This is a genomic window from Pseudomonas sp. QLc11A (genome assembly GCF_052112305.1).
GTDB classification, from domain to species: domain Bacteria; phylum Pseudomonadota; class Gammaproteobacteria; order Pseudomonadales; family Pseudomonadaceae; genus Aquipseudomonas; species Aquipseudomonas laurylsulfatiphila.
Genome location: NZ_JAVAJJ010000022.1, coordinates 18,293 through 34,514 on the forward strand (window position 1 = coordinate 18,293; position 16,222 = coordinate 34,514).

The 16,222-nt window shown below is 62.4% G+C and carries 18 protein-coding genes; 14 read left to right on the forward strand and 4 right to left on the reverse strand.

All coding sequences use genetic code 11. From position 1 onward, the window contains the following. Positions 1-78: 78 nt before the first annotated feature. Positions 79-1,506, reverse strand: a complete 1,428-nt coding sequence (locus Q8X48_RS25805; RefSeq protein WP_407802620.1) for a mechanosensitive ion channel domain-containing protein — start codon at positions 1,504-1,506, stop codon at positions 79-81. A 151-nt stretch (positions 1,507-1,657) separates the two neighbouring features. Between Q8X48_RS25805 and Q8X48_RS25810 the strand changes: the two genes are divergently transcribed. Beyond that, positions 1,658-2,554 (forward strand): LysR family transcriptional regulator, encoded by an 897-nt coding sequence (locus Q8X48_RS25810; protein WP_126050658.1) that lies wholly within the window; start codon positions 1,658-1,660, stop codon positions 2,552-2,554. Positions 2,555-2,704: 150 nt separating this feature from the next. On the opposite strand, the gene Q8X48_RS25815 is transcribed toward Q8X48_RS25810, so the two are convergent. The 3 genes from Q8X48_RS25815 to gspG form a co-directional block, all read right to left on the reverse strand. Beyond that, positions 2,705-3,298 carry a hypothetical protein gene (locus Q8X48_RS25815; RefSeq protein WP_407802793.1) on the reverse strand — a complete coding sequence of 198 codons (594 nt, stop codon included), beginning with the start codon at positions 3,296-3,298 and terminating at the stop codon, positions 2,705-2,707. A gap of 155 nt (positions 3,299-3,453) precedes the next feature. Next, a complete protein-coding gene (locus Q8X48_RS25820; protein ID WP_407802198.1) occupies positions 3,454-4,650 on the reverse strand; it encodes a type II secretion system F family protein in 1,197 nt (398 codons plus the stop codon). Between the two features lie 5 nt (positions 4,651-4,655). After that, entirely contained in the window at positions 4,656-5,090 is a 435-nt protein-coding gene (gspG, locus tag Q8X48_RS25825; protein WP_102675571.1) for a type II secretion system major pseudopilin GspG, read from the reverse strand. Positions 5,091-5,284: 194 nt separating this feature from the next. Between gspG and Q8X48_RS25830 the strand changes: the two genes are divergently transcribed. The 13 genes from Q8X48_RS25830 (at position 5,285) to Q8X48_RS25890 (ending at position 16,221) form a co-directional block, all read left to right on the forward strand. Further along, the gene (locus tag Q8X48_RS25830; RefSeq protein WP_126050662.1) at positions 5,285-5,893 is read left to right on the forward strand and encodes a lytic transglycosylase domain-containing protein; all 609 of its coding nucleotides are present in this window, start codon (positions 5,285-5,287) and stop codon (positions 5,891-5,893) included. Between the two features lie 206 nt (positions 5,894-6,099). Then, a complete protein-coding gene (locus Q8X48_RS25835) occupies positions 6,100-6,294 on the forward strand; it encodes a hypothetical protein (protein ID WP_126050664.1) in 195 nt (64 codons plus the stop codon). A gap of 12 nt (positions 6,295-6,306) precedes the next feature. After that, complete coding sequence (locus Q8X48_RS25840) at positions 6,307-6,963, forward strand: SCO family protein (protein ID WP_407802197.1); 657 nt, start codon at positions 6,307-6,309, stop codon at positions 6,961-6,963. Further along, the gene (locus Q8X48_RS25845; protein ID WP_407802195.1) at positions 6,960-7,580 is read left to right on the forward strand and encodes an SCO family protein; all 621 of its coding nucleotides are present in this window, start codon (positions 6,960-6,962) and stop codon (positions 7,578-7,580) included. The genes Q8X48_RS25840 and Q8X48_RS25845 overlap by 4 nt, the downstream gene beginning before the upstream one ends. An 8-nt stretch (positions 7,581-7,588) precedes the next feature. After that, a complete protein-coding gene (locus Q8X48_RS25850; RefSeq protein WP_407802200.1) occupies positions 7,589-9,139 on the forward strand; it encodes a cytochrome c/ABC transporter substrate-binding protein in 1,551 nt (516 codons plus the stop codon). A gap of 13 nt (positions 9,140-9,152) precedes the next feature. Further along, complete coding sequence (locus Q8X48_RS25855) at positions 9,153-9,464, forward strand: peptidylprolyl isomerase (protein ID WP_126050670.1); 312 nt, start codon at positions 9,153-9,155, stop codon at positions 9,462-9,464. A 225-nt stretch (positions 9,465-9,689) separates the two neighbouring features. After that, entirely contained in the window at positions 9,690-10,223 is a 534-nt protein-coding gene (locus Q8X48_RS25860; protein ID WP_041474905.1) for a response regulator, read from the forward strand. Between the two features lie 84 nt (positions 10,224-10,307). After that, complete coding sequence (locus Q8X48_RS25865) at positions 10,308-12,014, forward strand: GspE/PulE family protein (protein WP_015095753.1); 1,707 nt, start codon at positions 10,308-10,310, stop codon at positions 12,012-12,014. After that, entirely contained in the window at positions 11,995-12,798 is an 804-nt protein-coding gene (locus Q8X48_RS25870; RefSeq protein WP_407802193.1) for a hypothetical protein, read from the forward strand. The genes Q8X48_RS25865 and Q8X48_RS25870 overlap by 20 nt, the downstream gene beginning before the upstream one ends. A 1-nt stretch (position 12,799) precedes the next feature. Next, a complete protein-coding gene (locus tag Q8X48_RS25875; RefSeq protein ID WP_095967671.1) occupies positions 12,800-13,345 on the forward strand; it encodes a PilN domain-containing protein in 546 nt (181 codons plus the stop codon). After that, the gene (locus tag Q8X48_RS25880) at positions 13,332-13,880 is read left to right on the forward strand and encodes a GspMb/PilO family protein (RefSeq protein ID WP_015095750.1); all 549 of its coding nucleotides are present in this window, start codon (positions 13,332-13,334) and stop codon (positions 13,878-13,880) included. The genes Q8X48_RS25875 and Q8X48_RS25880 overlap by 14 nt, the downstream gene beginning before the upstream one ends. Further along, the gene (locus Q8X48_RS25885) at positions 13,880-14,398 is read left to right on the forward strand and encodes a hypothetical protein (protein ID WP_407802192.1); all 519 of its coding nucleotides are present in this window, start codon (positions 13,880-13,882) and stop codon (positions 14,396-14,398) included. Before Q8X48_RS25880 ends, Q8X48_RS25885 begins: the two co-directional genes overlap by 1 nt. Continuing rightward, a complete protein-coding gene (locus Q8X48_RS25890) occupies positions 14,395-16,221 on the forward strand; it encodes a secretin N-terminal domain-containing protein (RefSeq protein WP_407802191.1) in 1,827 nt (608 codons plus the stop codon). The genes Q8X48_RS25885 and Q8X48_RS25890 overlap by 4 nt, the downstream gene beginning before the upstream one ends. The last annotated feature ends 1 nt before the right edge of the window (position 16,222 follow it).

Here is a 16,222-nt window from a genome sequence, read left to right on the forward strand (position 1 = left end):
TCAGTCGACACATGTGTTGACTGACAGAAAGCTATCGCGAGCAAGCTCGCTCCCACAGTGTTTTGTGTCAGCCGTGGATCAGCGACTCTGCAACCACCCCAAAAAACCACCTTTCCTGACCGCCACCGGTTTGGCCATCAACGCCATCCGGCTGTTTTGCTGGCGCACCGCTTGCAGCTTGTTCAACGCCCGGTCGACCTCCCGACGTTGCCCCATGCAGTCGCGGGTCAGGGATTTGTCGAGGCGGTAGATGATGCTTGAAGTCATGGCGGTGAACCGTGCCTGGGACGGCGTATCGGCGAGGATGCTTTGTTCGCCCATGACTTCACTGGGCCCCATGCGCCCGGCTTCGATCTGCGTGCTGCCGTCGGGGACCGTGGCGCTGACCACGCCGGTGGCGATGATGAACAGACTGTCCGGTACTTCCTCCAGGTCCAGCACCACCTCACCGGCCGCGTATTGCTGCGCCACCATGTTCTGGGCCAGGCGATCCCGTTCCTCGGCGCTCAGGGAACGGAAGATTTTCACTTCATCGAGCAAGGCCCGTGCGCGGGTCGACGGCTCGATCACGCCATCGGGTTGCCGGGAAATGCCTGCCGCTTCGAGGTGCCGATGAGCCAGGTCGAACAGTTGATTGCGCACTTCACCCTTTTTGCCCAATTCGGCGATGAAGCCGCTGGCCACGTATTCGGACATGGTTTCGCCGGCTTCCTTGAGCACGGCTTTGGGCGCCGGATCGAGCAGCAGACTGCTGCTGCCCTGAAGGGTGCGGTCCAGGGCATCGAGTACCCGACGCGGGCGAATGTGGTTGGGCACCTGAATGCTGATCGACACGCCGTGCATGTTGAACGGGCGGCTGAGGTTGACGATCTTCGCCTTGGCCGCCACCGAGTTCGGCACCACCGCGGTGCTGCCGGCGCTGGTCAGCAGGTGAGTGGCACGCCAGTCGATGTCCAGCACCTTGCCCTCGATACCGTCGATGGAAACCCGGTCATCGACCTGGTAGGGCTTGGTGGTGTTGAGCACGATGCCGGAGAAGACGTCGCTCAAGGTGCTCTGCAATGCCAGGCCCACCACGATGGCGACGACGCCGGAGGTCGCCAGCAAGCCTTTCACTGGCAGTTCCAGCACGTAGCCGGCGGCGGCCACCACCGCAATCAGGAACACCAGTGCGCCGATGACATCCTGCAACAGCCGGCCGCTGTGGCCGATGCGCCGCATCAGGGCCAGGCCGATCACTTCGGTGAGCACCCGCGCCGCGTACAACCACCAGAGAATTCCCAGTGCCGTGGCCCCCAGTTGTGCCACGCGATCATCGGCAAACAAAGGTGCCTGCAACGGGCTGACGCCGGCGTTGATGAGCACCGCGCTGAACAGCAGAAACAGCGCCAGGCGCACACCGACCCGGCTGACGCGATGCTTGAATGGCGCGAGGTGCCAGAGCAGGGCGTCGATGGCCAGCAGCAGGGTGCTCAGGGAGAGCAGGTGACTGAGGAGAAAGGACATGGGAATGCTCCAGTAGAAATGAGGTCGCGCAGGTGGAGGATGCTGTTGTGGCGAGGGAGCTTTCTCCCGCTTGAGTGCGGAGCAGATTAATAGTGTGCCTGGAAGGAAAAAAGCGGCTATAAAATGTTTGACTGTCAACCAGGAAGTGACAATGAACCCCTTCGAAGATATGCGTATTTTTTGCCAGGTGATGGAGTCTGGAAGCTTCACGGCTGCCGCCGATCAACTGGGGCTGTCCAAGCAGTTTGTCAGCCGTCGCTTGATGCAACTCGAAGAGCGCCTGGGCGTGCGCCTGCTCAATCGCTCGACCCGGCGACTGGATGTCACGCCGCTGGGGCAAAGTTATTACGAGTCAGCCTTGCGCCTGCTCAGCGAAGTCGAACAAGTGGAGCAGGGCATCGCCGGCCAGACCACCGAGCCACGCGGGACCATTCGTGTGAGCGCTCCGCTGTCGTTTGCACTGGCGCATCTGGGCTGCCTGTTGCCGGTGTTTTTGCAGCGCTATCGCGACGTGACGGTGGAGATGGATCTGAGCGATCGGCCTGTGGATTTGCTGGGTGAGGGATACGACCTGGCGTTGCGCATCGGCACGCTCGAGGACTCGACCTTGATTGCCCGGCGGATCGCGTCGATCCAGCGGGTGTACTGCGCAAGTCCGGCGTACCTGGCCGAGCGCGGCACGCCGCTCAAACCTGAGGATTTGCATGGTCATGACTGTCTGCCGTACGGCCATGGTCGACAGGTGCAATGGCGTTTTGCGGGGCAGGGCAAGCCGCTGACGGTCAACGTCACCGGGCGGATGCGGGTCAATAACGGCGAGGTGCTCAGGGATGCGGCTATCGCCGGCCTGGGGATCACGTATTTGCCGGCGTTCATCGTCGGCTCGGCGTTGAAGGATGGACGGCTGGTGGAGGTACTGGAGGATTTGCGGCCGGAGCCGCTGACATTGTCGGCGGTGTATCCGCAGCATCGTCAGAGCTCGCGGCCGGTGCAGGTGCTGGTTGAGTTCTTGCGCGAGGCGCTGGATCAGTCTGAGGGTGGGTTGTAGAAATGCGGAGTCCCTGACTCAAACGAACCTGTGGGAGCGAGCCTGCTCGCGATGGCGTCGTGTCATCCAACATTGAAGTCGTCTGACACTCCGCCTTCGCGAGCAGGCTCGCTCCCACAGGGGGGTGTGTTGTTTGGGAATCAGCAGGAATCAGCTCCTTTTGTCATCACCGGGTTCGGCATGGACACCACGGTCATCGCCGGGTTCGCCATTGGCATGGACGCCACGGTCATCGCCGGGCTCGCCATTGGCATGGACGCCACGGTCATCGCCGGGTTCGCCATTGGCGTGGACGCCACGGTCATCGCCGGGCTCGCCATTGGCATGGACGCCATGGTCATCTCCAGCTTCATCATGGGTGCCGCTGCGTCCTGAGGACGAGGCCGTTCCGGAGTGGCTCGAACCGCTGTTGGCACTGCCATGGCCGCTGTTGCTGCCATGGTCGCCGCTATGGCCACTGCCGCTGTTGCCGCCACTGCCGCTTCCGCCGTGACTGCCGCCACCGCTGCCTCCATTGCCGCCGCCGTGACTGCCGCCACCGCCGCCTCCATTGCCGCCGCCGCCGTGACTGCCGCCACCGCCGCCTCCATTGCCGCCACCGCCTCCACCACCCCCGCCACCACCACTACCCCCATCCTTGGCCTGAGCACTGGATACCCCGGACAGGCTGTCCGGAATCAGTACGGTAGACGCCGACAGAACCGCGCCAATAGCTACTGCCAGTAAAAGCTTACTGATGTGCATGTCGTTCTCCGTCTTCTTGTTTGAGCCTGGAACGTTGATGAGCCTTGCAACGTGCTGCTTTTTCCCATGGGAGCCTGTTAAACACCTCGGCGGGCTGATTTATTCAGTTGGGTGGTTGAAGAAATGCAACGGACAGCGCAGCCCTGTTCCAAAGGTCAGTGAATACTCGAGGCCAGTTCGAAAATCGGGATGTACATCAGGATCACGATCACCCCGATCAACAGGCCGATGAAGGTCATGAGCAAGGGTTCGAACAGCCGTACGAACCATTCGATCCAGCGGCTGATTTCTTCGTCGTAGAAATCGGCGCTGCGCTCCATCATCTGCCCGAGGTTGCCGGACTGTTCGCCAGCGCGCAGCAGGCGCAGGGAAACGGGGGTCACCAGTTGATTGAGCTCCAGAGCGGTGGACAACGATTGCCCTTCGCGCACCCGTTCGCAGGCCTGGTCCAGGCGGCCTCGGGAGGCGACGGTGAGCAGGTTGCGGACCATGCCCATGGCGGTGACGAGGGGAATGCCGCCTTGCAGCAGAATGCCCAGGGATCGGTAGAAGCGTGCCAGCTCATACATGAAGATGCGCTGGTGCACCGCGGGGAGTTTTTCGATCACGCGGTCCAGTCCCCGCCGAAACGCCGGTTGGCGCTGGAGCAAGACGAGGGCGACGATGATGGCCAGCAAGCCACCGAAGAATTCGCCCTGGTGGGCGTGAAGGAACATGCCGCTGCTCATCAGGATCTGCGACAACCACGGCAGGTTCGACCCCAGCCCTTCGAACACCAGGCTGAAACGCGGCACGACGTAGCCCATCAGGAACAACACCACGCCGCCGCCCACTACCAGCAACAGCATGGGGTAGATCGACGCGCTGATGATCTTCTGGCGAACCTCGTCCATGCGCTGTCGATAGCTGACATATCGGCCCAGGGCATCGCCGACGGCACCGGTCTTCTCGCTGGACTGCACCAGCGCCACGTACAAAGGCGGGAAAACGGCCGCCAACTGGCCCAGGGCCTGGGAAAACGATTTGCCCTCGTAAAGCAGGCGCACCAGCTCGCTCAGGGTTTTGCGGGCTTGTGGCGCGTTTTCCTTTTCCGCCAGGCTTTCCAGCGCATCGATCAACGGCAGGCCGGCGTTGAGCAAGGTGGTCAGCTCCTGGCTGAACAACACCAGGTTGAACGTCTCGCGCCTTTGCAGGCGCAGCGCGCGCCAATGTCGCTCGGCATGCAGGCTGAGAACCCGCAAGCCCTGGTCTTCGGCGATGCGCCTGGCTTCGCTTTGCCCCGGCGCATCGACGGTCATTGAGACGACACCGGTCTTGCCGACGGCTTTGAGATGAAAGCGCGTGGTCGTCATATCCGTCAGTTCCAGTTGGTGACTTCGGCGTTCTCGCCTTCGCCGCCGGGTTGCCCGTCCTTGCCCATGGACAACAGGTCGTACTCGCTGTTTTCACCGGGATAGCGATAGCTGTAGTTGCGACCCCAAGGGTCTTGGGGGAGTTTTTTCTGCAGGTACGGGCCGGTCCAGCGCGGTTCGTCGCTGGGCGCGGTGACCAGCGCCTGTAAACCCTGTTCGGTCGAGGGGTAATGGCCGACCTCCAGGCGGTAAATGTCCAGGGCTTTGCTCAAGCCTTCTATTTGTGCCTTGGCCACTTTCACTTCGGAACGGCCCAACTGGGCGAAATACTTCGGCGCCACGATGCCGGCCAACAGCCCCAGCACCACCAGCACCACCAACAGTTCGAGCAGGGTGAACCCGCTTTGGGTTCGCCGGGCATAACGCAGATGCTGATTCATGATGACCTCGCACGGTAGGCAGCAGTGTTGCCATGCAGTTGCATGCAATTGCCATGCTCATGATCGGTGATCCTCCTGCACCCCCCGTGCCATGCGCCTTCTCACTTACGGCACAGTGCTTGCGTATGGCTGTTGCACGACTGGCCATTGGGGCAATACCCCCATTTTTCGGGGCCGGGAGGGGAGGTCTGACAATGAAGTTACTCACCACCGGGTTGCTGGGTCTGCTGGTGTTGACCGGCGCCGCCCAGGCCGATGTGTTTGTTTCCGTGGACGCCAATGGCAGCTACGTCCTGTCCAATGTCCACCGCCCCGGACGCCACTATGAACGGGTGATCCGAGAACCCGATGCGCCGGTCGTCAGCCTCGACCAGCAGCCGCAGATGATCGCCGCGCAACCCTACGCCGAACTGGTGGCGGCGGCGGCCAGGGCCAACGAACTGCCGGCGGCGCTGCTGCATGCGGTGATCAAGACCGAATCGAGCTACAACGCCCGCGCTACCTCACCCAAGGGCGCTCGCGGACTGATGCAGTTGATGCCCGACACCGCCCGCGAAATGGGCGTGACCAACGTCTACGACCCCAAGGCCAACATCCAGGGCGGCGCCCGCTATCTCAAACGTCTGATGACGATGTTCGACAACGATATCCGCCTCGCCGTGGCGGCCTACAACGCCGGCCCGCAAGCGGTGCTCAGCCGTGGCAACGTGGTCCCGCCGTTCGCCGAAACCCAGCGTTATGTGCCCAACGTGCTGAAGCAGTATCGGCGTTTGCAGGGTTTGTCCCCGGATGCGCCGCTGTGATCGAAACCTCCGGGGGGCGATTTTCCCCAATAGTGGGGAATGGTGGCCCCAGTCGGAAAGTTGGGGATTGGGTGGGGAATATCCCCCGGCTTATCAAGTCGTGATTATAACTTGCTGATTAATAACGTATTTTTTTTGGCATGCGGATTGCTCCAGACGATTTGTCGAGAAGTTTTCCCCGATAACCCGCAGCGAGGTCCGAGTCCATGATCGGCATATCCCGCGCTTTGTCCTTGATTAATTTGCAGCGGGTGGCTGCCGACGATTGCCTGACCATCAATCTGCAGAACCTGCTGGCCTACCCCGCCGACGTGCAATTTCGTGTGATGGACAAAGCCTCGGGCCAACCCTTGTCCGGTGACGCGCCGGGTGTTCGGGGCGAACCAGGCGATACCCAATAAGAGGAAGCTGACATGAACCGATTCGCGCATCGCGCAATGCTGACGTTCTGCCTGTTGGCCTTCGGTATCGACCAGATGCCGGCTCATTCGGCGGACGAGCACGCCGGGCACGGCATGGCAGCCAGGAAGGCCGGCCAGGAGACCGCCCGGATCAGGATTGCCGACGTGGCCTTGCTGGACCAGAACGGCAAGGTCGTCAGCCTGGAAAAAGACCTGGTGAGCAACAAGATCGTGGTCATGGGTTTCATCTACACCCGCTGCACCACGGTCTGCCCGGTGGTGTCCTCGATCATGGGCAAGGTGCAGAAACGGCTGGGTGCGCGGGTCGGTACCGAGGTGCAACTGGTGTCGATCAGCATCGACCCGCAGCGTGACGATCCCCAACGCCTGAACGACTACGCCCGCACCTTCCAGCAGGGGCCGGGCTGGAGCTGGCTGACCGGTTCGCCGCAGTCGGTCGATGCCACCCTCAAGGGCCTGGGTGCCTACGGCGGTGACTTCCAGAACCACTCGCCGCTGATTCTGGTGGGCGACGGCAACAACCGCCTCTGGACCCGCTATTACGGTTTCACCGACCCGACGGAACTGGCCCGGGCCGTCGAGAAACTCAGTGGTGAACGCAATACCCACGTCAAGCACACTGCCATTGCCATGGAGCGACAGCCATGAGAGCCATCGACTGCTTCACCCTGGGCATCTGCTACTGCATTTTCAGTTCAGTGGCGTTTGCCCACGAAGGGCATGAGCAGACCGCGCCTGTGGTGGCCGCCGCGCAACCTTCCAGCGGCACCCAGGATGCGAAAACCTGGTTCACCGACACGCCGTTGCAGGACCAGAACGGCAACACGCTGCGCTTCTACAGCGACGCATTGAAGGACCGTGTGGTGCTGCTCAATGTGGTTTTCACCCGTTGCGACGATGCTTGCCCGCTGATTACCCGCAAGCTCAAAGAAGTGCGTGAAGTGCTCGGCGACAAGGCCGACGGCATCACCTTTATCTCCCTTACCAGTGATCCGCTGCGGGACACCCCGGCGGTACTCAAGGCTTACACCTTGAAACAGGGCATCGATGGGCCCCACTGGTTTTTTCTTACCGGCGACAAGGCGCAAATGGACCTTGTACTGGGTCGTATCGGTCAGATCGTGCCGACCCCCGAGCAGCACTCCACCCACTTGATCGTCGGTGACGTGGCGAACAAGCGCTGGAGCAAAATCAGTCCCGATGCCCCGGCGGCCACCATCGCCCAGCGCCTGCAGTTGCTGACAATGCCCGTGGCCGGACGCTAGCCATGGCCATCAATACTGCCCTCGTCCTTGGCCTGCTGCTCTTCGGCGGCCTCACGCTCAGCGTCCAGGCGCTGCCGCTGAACCTCAGCGAAAGTGCCGGCAAGCGCCTGTACCGTGAAGGTGTATCGGCCAGCGGCGAGCCGATCATGGTCCGAGTCGGCGCATCGAACATGCTGCTGCCGGCCACCAGCCTGCCGTGCGCCAAATGTCATGGCGACGACGGCCTCGGGCGCCCGGAAGGCGGGGTGCGCCCACCGGACCTGAATTGGTCGCGGCTGGCCGGCAGCCATGGCCAGCAGCACTTCAACGGCCGCAGTTACCCGGCCTACAGCGACAGTACCCTGGCGCAGGCGGTGCAGGAGGGGCGCGACCCCGGCAATAACCGGCTCGATCCGTCGATGCCACGATTCGTGTTGTCGATGAACGATCAACGCAATCTCACGGCGTACCTCAAACGCCTGGCCGAAGACCGCGATCCGGGCCTGACCCCCGACAGTCTGCACCTGGGCACGTTGCTGCCGGGCACCGGGCCATTGCGCGAGGAGAGCGTCACGGTGGCAGCGGTGCTCAAGGGCTGCGTGACGCGTATCAACGAGGCGGGGGGCATTCACGGCCGGCAGTTGCGCCTGACCATCCTCGACCCCGGTACCGATCGCGCCAGTGCCGAAAAGGCGCTGAACCGGTTGATCGATGAAGAGCAGGTGTTCGCCCTGATCGCTCCGCTGGCGCCGGCATTGGACATGGACCTCGGCGTGCACCTGGAACGGGCCGGCATTCCGCTGATCGGGCCGCTGTCCTTGCAGGGCACGCCCCACGCCAGCCCGCAGATATTCGAACCACTACCGGGGCTTCGCGAGCAATTGATCGCCCTGGCCGATTACGCCAGTGCCAGCCTGCGGGTGCTTCAGGGGCCGACGTTGATCGCCTATCCGGACGAATCCGGCCAACGGCTGGCGGCACAGGAACTCAGCCGGTACTTGCAGGGGCGCGCCTGGCAAAAGGTGCGCCTGCAGGCCTACGACCCGAGCGGGGACGACTTGCCCCTGGGCTCGCGCTCGGTGTTTTACCTGGGCACAAGCAGCGGCTTCAGCCGATTGGCCGAGCGCCTGCAAACGGCGGGGCAGGTGCCTTACCTGTTCGCCACCTCGAACCAGGTGGCGGGCAATCTGACCCAGGTGCCCAGCGGATTTTCCCGGCGGGTGTTCCTGGCCTATCCGTTCGTGCCCAGCGACTGGACCCTGGCCGGGCGCCTGGCCCTGACTCAGTTGCGCGAACACCAGGGCCTCGGTGGCCAGCACGCGATACTGCAAGTGGGCGCGTTCAGTTCGATGATGCTGCTCAGCGAAGGCATGAAGCAGGCCGGGCGGGATGCCAGCCGCGAAAAGCTGGTCAGTGCCCTGGAAGGCCTGCAAGACTTCGATACCGGGCTGACGCCCCTGATGAGCTTTGGTCCAGGCCGACGCCTGGGCTTGAGCGGTGCCCATATCGTCACGGTGGATCTGCCGGACCAGCGGTTCTATCTGGTCGCCCCCTATAAACCTGTCGCTGCCACGCCCTGACCGGAGGCCGATCATGAAACTCGACACTTTGCCGGTCCTGCGGGCCCGACATACCCCGGTCAAGGTAGCGCCCGGTGCTGACGCTTCCACAGTCGAGGCCGCGGGTCTACGCTTAACTTCGATCAGGGCCCCCATCGTTACCGGGGCCGATTTCGGCCACGTTGCCCGTGGCGGGTCCGAAGAGGCGTCGGCCTGCGAAGGGGGTAACCTGGGTTACTTTCCCCGTGGACGGATGGTGCCGCAGTTCGAGGCTGCAGCGTTTGCCCTGGCACCGGGGGCCATCAGCCACTCGCACCATCGGATCGAGCGGATTGACGATGACTAGGGGGCGTTCCCCAACAGTGGGGGAAAAACTTCAATGCCAATCCGATCGCTTTCCCCGTTTTTGGGGGAAGGGATTGCTGTACAAAAAAGGCATTGTTTTTAAATTCAAGGACATGAATGCCTGAAATTACCGGCGCTCAGTCTGGCATGAAGTGTGCGTTAGTCCTCTCAGGGCACGCGCTCCGCCAGGTTCAAAACCCGGACCTGCGGTTTCAAGGAGTCGACCTTGTTGAACAAAGTACTGGTTGTTGATGACGAACAGCTGCTGGCACAAAACCTCCAGGATTACCTGCAGGCGCAAGCGCTGGAAGTCCGGATTGCTCACGACGGTGCACATGGAATCGCCGAAGCAGACGATTTCGCACCCGATGTGATGGTGTTCGATTACCGCTTGCCCGATATGGAAGGCTTTCAGGTGCTCGATGCCGTCCGCCAGAACAGGAAGTGCCATTTTGTGCTGATCACAGGGCATCCAACCGCAGAAGTTTGCGAGCGGGCCCGGCTACTGGGAGTCAGCCATATCCTGTTCAAGCCCTTTCCGTTGGCGGAATTGGCCCGTGCAGTGCTTGATCTTCTGGACAGGCGGCGCGAGCCCAGGCCGGGTGTGAGCACCTCCGAAGGATTCGTCGAACGACGCCAGAGTAGGACCGAGAGTTTCCCGCTGCAGTTGTACGACGGTAGTTGGGTGCTTGCAGATCGCCGAAAAAATACATCGGCTTCCATGGCGCCAGACGACGAACAATTGCTCACCGGGGAGTAGTGGCGCGACAAGACGTTCCGGCCCGTGCCGAAATGGCTCGCCGCGCTGACAGGGCTCAAAGCCCCGGGCGTTGGAGAGCAAGCCATGGACCGTCTATCCCTTGCCGTAGAACCGGCGCAAGTGGAAGGTGTACCGACTCGTTTCACCAGTGAACAACTGGCCCAGGCCCGCGCCCTGGCCACCAGTTCCGGCGAGCGGATGCTGGACACCCTCGGGGAGTTGAGTGAACTGGCTCCCATGCCTTTCATCCAGTGCCTGGGTGTAACCCTGCACTATCCGGTGCTCGACACCGACAGCCTGTTCAGTGCCACCCCGGTGTTCGACCGGGTGACCCTGGCCCAATGCATCAAGCGAGAATTCATCCTGCTGCGTCACGACGATGCGGTCATCGGCGTGTTCGCCGACCCCTTCGACAGTGCACGCCTGGCCTGGATCGATGAATGCCTGCATGGCGCGCCGCTGTACCTGGTGCATGCCGACGACCTGAAGGCCTACCTGGCGCGTCACGAAGAAAGTTTCCACGCGGTGGAATCGCTCAACGCCCATGCCGAGGGCGCAACCGAGATCGACACCCTGCAAAGCCTGTCCCTGACCAGCATCAGCGAAGACGCCAGCGTGGTGGTCAAGCTGGTCAACTCGACGCTGTACGACGCGCTGAAAATGCACGCCAGCGACATCCACCTGGGCACCACCGGCAGCGGCCTGGTGATCAAGTACCGGATCGACGGTGTGCTCAACAACATCAGCAAGATCCAGGGCAGCGAGTTCGCCGAGCAAGTGATTTCCCGGGTCAAGGTCATGGCTGAACTGGACATCGGCGAAAAACGCGTGCCCCAGGACGGTCGTTTCAAGATCGGTATCAGTGGCCGGCAGATCGACTTCCGGGTGTCGATCATGCCGAGCATCTTCGGCGAAGACGCGGTGCTGCGGGTGCTCGACAAACAGGACCTCGCCGACAAAGTCAGTGGCGTGCAACTGCAGGCCCTGGGCTTTGAAGAAGATACCCTGCGCCAGTTGCGCCGGCTGGCCGCCGAACCCTACGGCATGGTGCTGGTGACCGGGCCTACCGGTAGCGGCAAGACCACCACCCTGTACGCGATGATCACCGAGATCAACCACGGTGTGGACAAGATCATCACCATTGAAGACCCGGTGGAATATCAACTGCCGGGCGTACTGCAAATCCCCGTCAACGAGAAAAAGGGCCTGACCTTCGCCCGGGGCCTGCGCTCGATCCTGCGTCATGACCCGGACAAGATCATGGTCGGTGAAATCCGCGACCCGGACACCGCACAGATCGCCGTGCAATCGGCGCTCACCGGTCACCTGGTGTTCACCACCATCCACGCCAACAACGTGTTCGACGTGATTGGCCGATTCACCCAGATGGAAATCGATCCCTACAGCCTGGTCTCGGCACTCAATGCGGTACTGGCCCAGCGTTTGATCCGTCTGGTCTGCACCAGTTGCAGCGCTCCTTACAGCCCGACAGAAGAAGAGCTGGAGGTCTCGGGGCTCGATCCGCAAAAGGTCGCTCACTACCGGTTCGTCCATGGCAAGGGTTGCGGGCATTGCCGGGGCACCGGGTATCGCGGGCGCAGTGCGATTGCCGAGCTGCTGCACCTGGATGACGAACTGCGGCAAATGATCGTCGAGCGCCAACCCATCTCGAAAATCAAGGCCCATGCCTGCAAACGTGGCTTGCGCCTGTTGCGCGAGTCGGCGCTGGAGATGGTGGAACAAGGCCGGACCACTCTCGAGGAGATCAATCGTGTCACTTTTATCTCGTGAGCAATTTGTCGCCGTGCTCGGCGCCAGCGGTGTAGGCCTGGGGCATCGGCAAGGCAGTGCAACCCACTGGCTGGGGAGCGTCGGCTACATCGACGAAGGTTTCCAGGCCTGGGCAGTGGCCCTCGACACCCTCGACCGTTTGCTGGCCGAGCACGCCGTTGCCAGGGCGGAACTGACGGTGGTGGTCTCCGGACACTTCAGCCGCTTTTGCCTGGTGCCCTGGAGCGATCAGATCAGCAGCCCGGCCGAATTGCTTGGCTTCGCCCAACTGTGTTTCGAAGACCTCTACGGTGCACCGACGCAACCCTGGAGCCTGGTGCTGTCGGCTGAACCTGCCGGTTATGACCGCATCGCCACCGCGCTGCCCCAGGACTTGCTCGACCGCCTGCGCGCCCTGGTCAGCGCGCGTGGCTTGCGCCTGCGTTCGGTGCAGCCGTACCTGATGGCGGCGTTCAACCATTTCGATAAAAGCCTTGATGCCGGGGACTTCCTGTTCGTGGTCGCCGAACCGGTACGCAGCGTACTGCTGCTGGCCCGGGAAGGGCGCTGGGCTTCAGTGCGCTCGGTGGGCAGCAGCGACAGTGATGCGGCCCTGACGGCGCTGATCGGCCGTGAGAACCAGTTGCAGGCGTCAACCAGCGAGCGGCCGTTGACGGTCTACCTGCATGCGCCGGCGCGTATCGACTCGCACCCTGATGTGCCCGGTGTGCATCTGCGCACCCTCGAAGAAGACCGGACAGCCGTACGCGATTGCCTGTACGTCATGTCCCGGGCGGTGGCCTGACATGCGCCCCCTGATGCTCGACTTTCAGCCGCGCCGCCGTGCAGGTCCCCTGGGCTGGAGCCTGCTGGCCGGTGGCGTGGTGCTGACACTGACTTGCGCTCTGGTGCAGCAGCACCTGAGCAACGAGGCCGAACAACAGCAGGGCCACCTGCAAACCACCCAGCGGGTGCTCACCGGCGACAACGGCAGCAAGCCCGGCCTGACCCCGGCACAAACTCGCGAGCAGGCGCAGAACCTGGCCGAAATGCGCAAGGTCTCCCAGCAGTTGCGCCGTCCCTGGGAGCGTCTGTTCGCCACGCTGGAAGCCATGCCGCGGGACAACATTGCCCTGCTGACCCTGACCCCGGACGCCCGTAAAGGCCAGGTCCGGATCAGCGCCGAGGCGATGGACCTGGACGCCATGCTCGATTTCCACCGCCGCCTCGAAGCCAGTGACGAGCTGTCCGACGTGTCGCTGCTGAGCCACGAAATTGTCGCCAACGTGCCGGAACACCCGGTGCAGTTCAACCTGTCGGCTACCTGGGAGATCGGCGATGCAAATCCATAAATTGATCGTCCACGAATACCTGCAAGGCCTGGGGGCTCCGGGGCTGGCAGGGTTGGCCATGCTGGTGCTGGCGCTGAGCTATGGCCTGGCCGGATTGCTGCCGGACTGGCAGTCGCTGCAAAGCCTCAGCCAGCAGACCCGCGAAGCCACCGAGTACCTGGCCAGGGTCGAAGACGGCACAGTGGCTGCACCGGTGGTGCCGCAACGCCAGCTCGACGATTTTCGCAGCAAGTTGCCGTCCCAGCCCCAGGCCACCGTGGCCATCGACAAGATCTACGCCCTGGCCGCCCAGGAGCGCATCACCTTGTCCCGGGGGGAATACTCCCTGGGCGTGGACCCCAAGACGCACCTGGCCCGTTATCAGATTCTGCTGCCGGTACGTGGCAGCTATCCGCAACTGCGGCGTTTCCTGCACGCCTTGCTCGGCCAGTTGCCGGCGGTGGTGCTCGAGGATGTGGAGCTTCAGCGCAAGAATATCGCCGATACCGACCTGACCGGGCGGATCCGCATGACCCTTTATCTGTCGAGGTCATGATGAATACCAAACGAGTGGCGGGCTGGGTGGCGTTCTTCGGTGTAGCGGCAGCGCTCGCCTGGTTCCCCGAATACTTCAGGCAGGCTGACGACAGCGACCCTGCGGTGGCCGCCGTGGCCACGTCAGCCAAAGGCAAGGCCCCGGGCGCAGCGGCGGCTGCATCGAGCGCCGCGGCGGTAGTGCCGATCAAGGACCTGAGCCCTGCAGGCGACCTGTTCGCCGCCCGCAGCTGGAACGCGGAGCCGGCCCTCGGCACCGTCATTGAACAACCGGTAGTCGTGACTCCAGAGGTGCAGGTCCCCACTGCACCGCCGTTGCCCTTCCAGTTTGTCGGCAGGCTGGACGACCGTTCCGATCTGCAGGTGTTCTTGCAGAGCGGCGAAAAAATATACGTCGTGCGCAAAGGGGATGTCATCGACGAAACCTGGCGGCTCGAGCGCATTTCCGATAAGGAACTGAGCCTGGTCTACCTGCCTTTGCATTTGGCTCAGACTCTGTCTGTGGGGAGTACGGAATGAACAAATCCCGTTTGCTGATGAGCCTTTGTCTCTGCGCAGGGCTGGCTGCATGCAGTTCGGCGCAGATCGCCAAGGACGAAGCTTCCGCCCTGATGGAATCAGGCCAGTACGAAGCCGGTCTGGCTCGCATCGAACAGGGATTGCGCGAGAACCCTCGCGATACCGATCTGCACATAGCACTCAATAGCGGCCGGGCCCGCGCCGTGACGGCACTGCTGACCCAGGCCGACATGGACCGCGCCCAGCGTAATTTCGCCGGAGCCCGCATGGGCTACAGCCGGGTCCTGAGCATCGAACCGAACAACCGTCGTGCCCAGGATTCCCTGCGTCAACTCGACTACCTGCGCAGCATGGACGAGAAACTCGAAATGGCCCGTGGCGACCTGCGTCGCGGTGACATCTACGGTGCCGACCGCCAGGTCAAGCAGATTCTCGAACTGGACCCGCAGAACGAGGGTGCCCGGGAACTGCAAGACAGCATCCGCCTGGTGCAGAGCCGCAACGTGGTGCAGTACCCGCAGTTGCGCACACGCCTGGACCGGCCGGTGACCCTGGAGTTTCGCGACGCCAACCTCAAGACCATTTTCGAAGTGCTGTCCCAGGTCGCCGGCTTGAACTTCATCTTCGACAAGGACCTGCGCCCGGACATGAAAGCCACGATCTTCGTACGTGATGTGCGCATCGAAGACGCCGTGGAACTGCTGCTGCAACAGAACCAGTTGCATCAGAAAGTGGTGAATGAAAACACCTTGCTGATCTACCCGGACTCGCCGCAGAAGCTCAAGGATTATCAGGAGCTGGTGATGCGCACCTTCTACCTGACCAGCATCGATGCCAACACCGCGCTGAACATGATCAAGACCATGCTCAAGACCCGCGACGTGTTCGTCGATGAACGCCTCAATACCCTGACCATGCGCGACTCGGGCGACGCCATCCGCATGGCGGAAAAACTGCTGCAATCGCAGGACCAGTCCAACCCCGAAGTGGTGCTGGAAGTGGAAGTGATGGAAGTGGCCCGTCAGCGCATTCTCGACCTCGGCCTGCAATGGCCCAACACCTTCGGTGTGATCAACAGCGACGGCTCGCCAGTGTCCATCCTTGACCAGCTCAAAGGTATCGACTCCAGCCGGATTTCCATCAGCCCGGCGCCCCAGGCCAAGATCAACGCCCAGGACAAGGACATCAATACCCTAGCCAGCCCGGTGATCCGGGTGAGCAACCGCGAACAGGCGCGCATCCACATCGGTCAGCGCGTGCCCATCATCAGCGCCACCTCGGTGCCTTCGACCCAGGGGCCGGTGATCACCGAAAGCGTGACTTACCTCGACGTCGGTCTGAAGCTTGAAGTGCAGCCCATCGTGCACCTGAACAACGAAGTGGCGATCAAGGTCGCGCTGGAAGTCAGTAACGCCACGCCGCTGGCGCCGACCGCTCAGGGCACCATTCCGGTCCAGGTCGATACCCGCAACGCCCAGACCACCTTGCGTCTGCATGATGGCGAAACCCAGATCCTCGCCGGTCTGGTGCGCAACGACCATGGCAGCAGCGGTAACAAGATCCCTGGCCTTGGCGACATTCCTGGCCTGGGCCGCCTGTTCGGCAGCAACAAAGACGACATCAGCAAATCCGAACTGGTGCTGTCGATCACCCCGCGGATCGTGCGCAACCTGCCATACCAGAGCCCGTCGGACATGGAATTCTCGACCGGCACCGAAACCAGCATGCACATCCAGGCCCCTGACCGTTCGATGAGCACGACGGTTCAGACCGGCCCCATGAGCGCACCGATCGCCACCACGGTTACTGTCGGGAAGCCTTGAT

Bases quoted from the DNA above. Each gene is read 5' to 3' on its own strand.
- Q8X48_RS25815 (WP_407802793.1), bottom strand. From the start codon at position 3,298: ATGCACATCAGTAAGCTTTTACTGGCAGTAGCTATTGGCGCGGTTCTG.
- Q8X48_RS25855 (WP_126050670.1), top strand. From the start codon at position 9,153: ATGAAACTCGACACTTTGCCGGTCCTGCGGGCCCGACATACCCCGGTC.
- Q8X48_RS25805 (WP_407802620.1), bottom strand. From the start codon at position 1,506: ATGTCCTTTCTCCTCAGTCACCTGCTCTCCCTGAGCACCCTGCTGCTG.
- Q8X48_RS25880 (WP_015095750.1), top strand. From the start codon at position 13,332: ATGCAAATCCATAAATTGATCGTCCACGAATACCTGCAAGGCCTGGGG.
- Q8X48_RS25865 (WP_015095753.1), top strand. From the start codon at position 10,308: ATGGACCGTCTATCCCTTGCCGTAGAACCGGCGCAAGTGGAAGGTGTA.
- Q8X48_RS25890 (WP_407802191.1), top strand. From the start codon at position 14,395: ATGAACAAATCCCGTTTGCTGATGAGCCTTTGTCTCTGCGCAGGGCTG.
- Q8X48_RS25885 (WP_407802192.1), top strand. From the start codon at position 13,880: ATGAATACCAAACGAGTGGCGGGCTGGGTGGCGTTCTTCGGTGTAGCG.
- Q8X48_RS25830 (WP_126050662.1), top strand. From the start codon at position 5,285: ATGAAGTTACTCACCACCGGGTTGCTGGGTCTGCTGGTGTTGACCGGC.
- Q8X48_RS25845 (WP_407802195.1), top strand. From the start codon at position 6,960: ATGAGAGCCATCGACTGCTTCACCCTGGGCATCTGCTACTGCATTTTC.
- Q8X48_RS25840 (WP_407802197.1), top strand. From the start codon at position 6,307: ATGAACCGATTCGCGCATCGCGCAATGCTGACGTTCTGCCTGTTGGCC.
- Q8X48_RS25835 (WP_126050664.1), top strand. From the start codon at position 6,100: ATGATCGGCATATCCCGCGCTTTGTCCTTGATTAATTTGCAGCGGGTG.
- Q8X48_RS25820 (WP_407802198.1), bottom strand. From the start codon at position 4,650: ATGACGACCACGCGCTTTCATCTCAAAGCCGTCGGCAAGACCGGTGTC.
- Q8X48_RS25810 (WP_126050658.1), top strand. From the start codon at position 1,658: ATGAACCCCTTCGAAGATATGCGTATTTTTTGCCAGGTGATGGAGTCT.
- gspG (WP_102675571.1), bottom strand. From the start codon at position 5,090: ATGAATCAGCATCTGCGTTATGCCCGGCGAACCCAAAGCGGGTTCACC.
- Q8X48_RS25875 (WP_095967671.1), top strand. From the start codon at position 12,800: ATGCGCCCCCTGATGCTCGACTTTCAGCCGCGCCGCCGTGCAGGTCCC.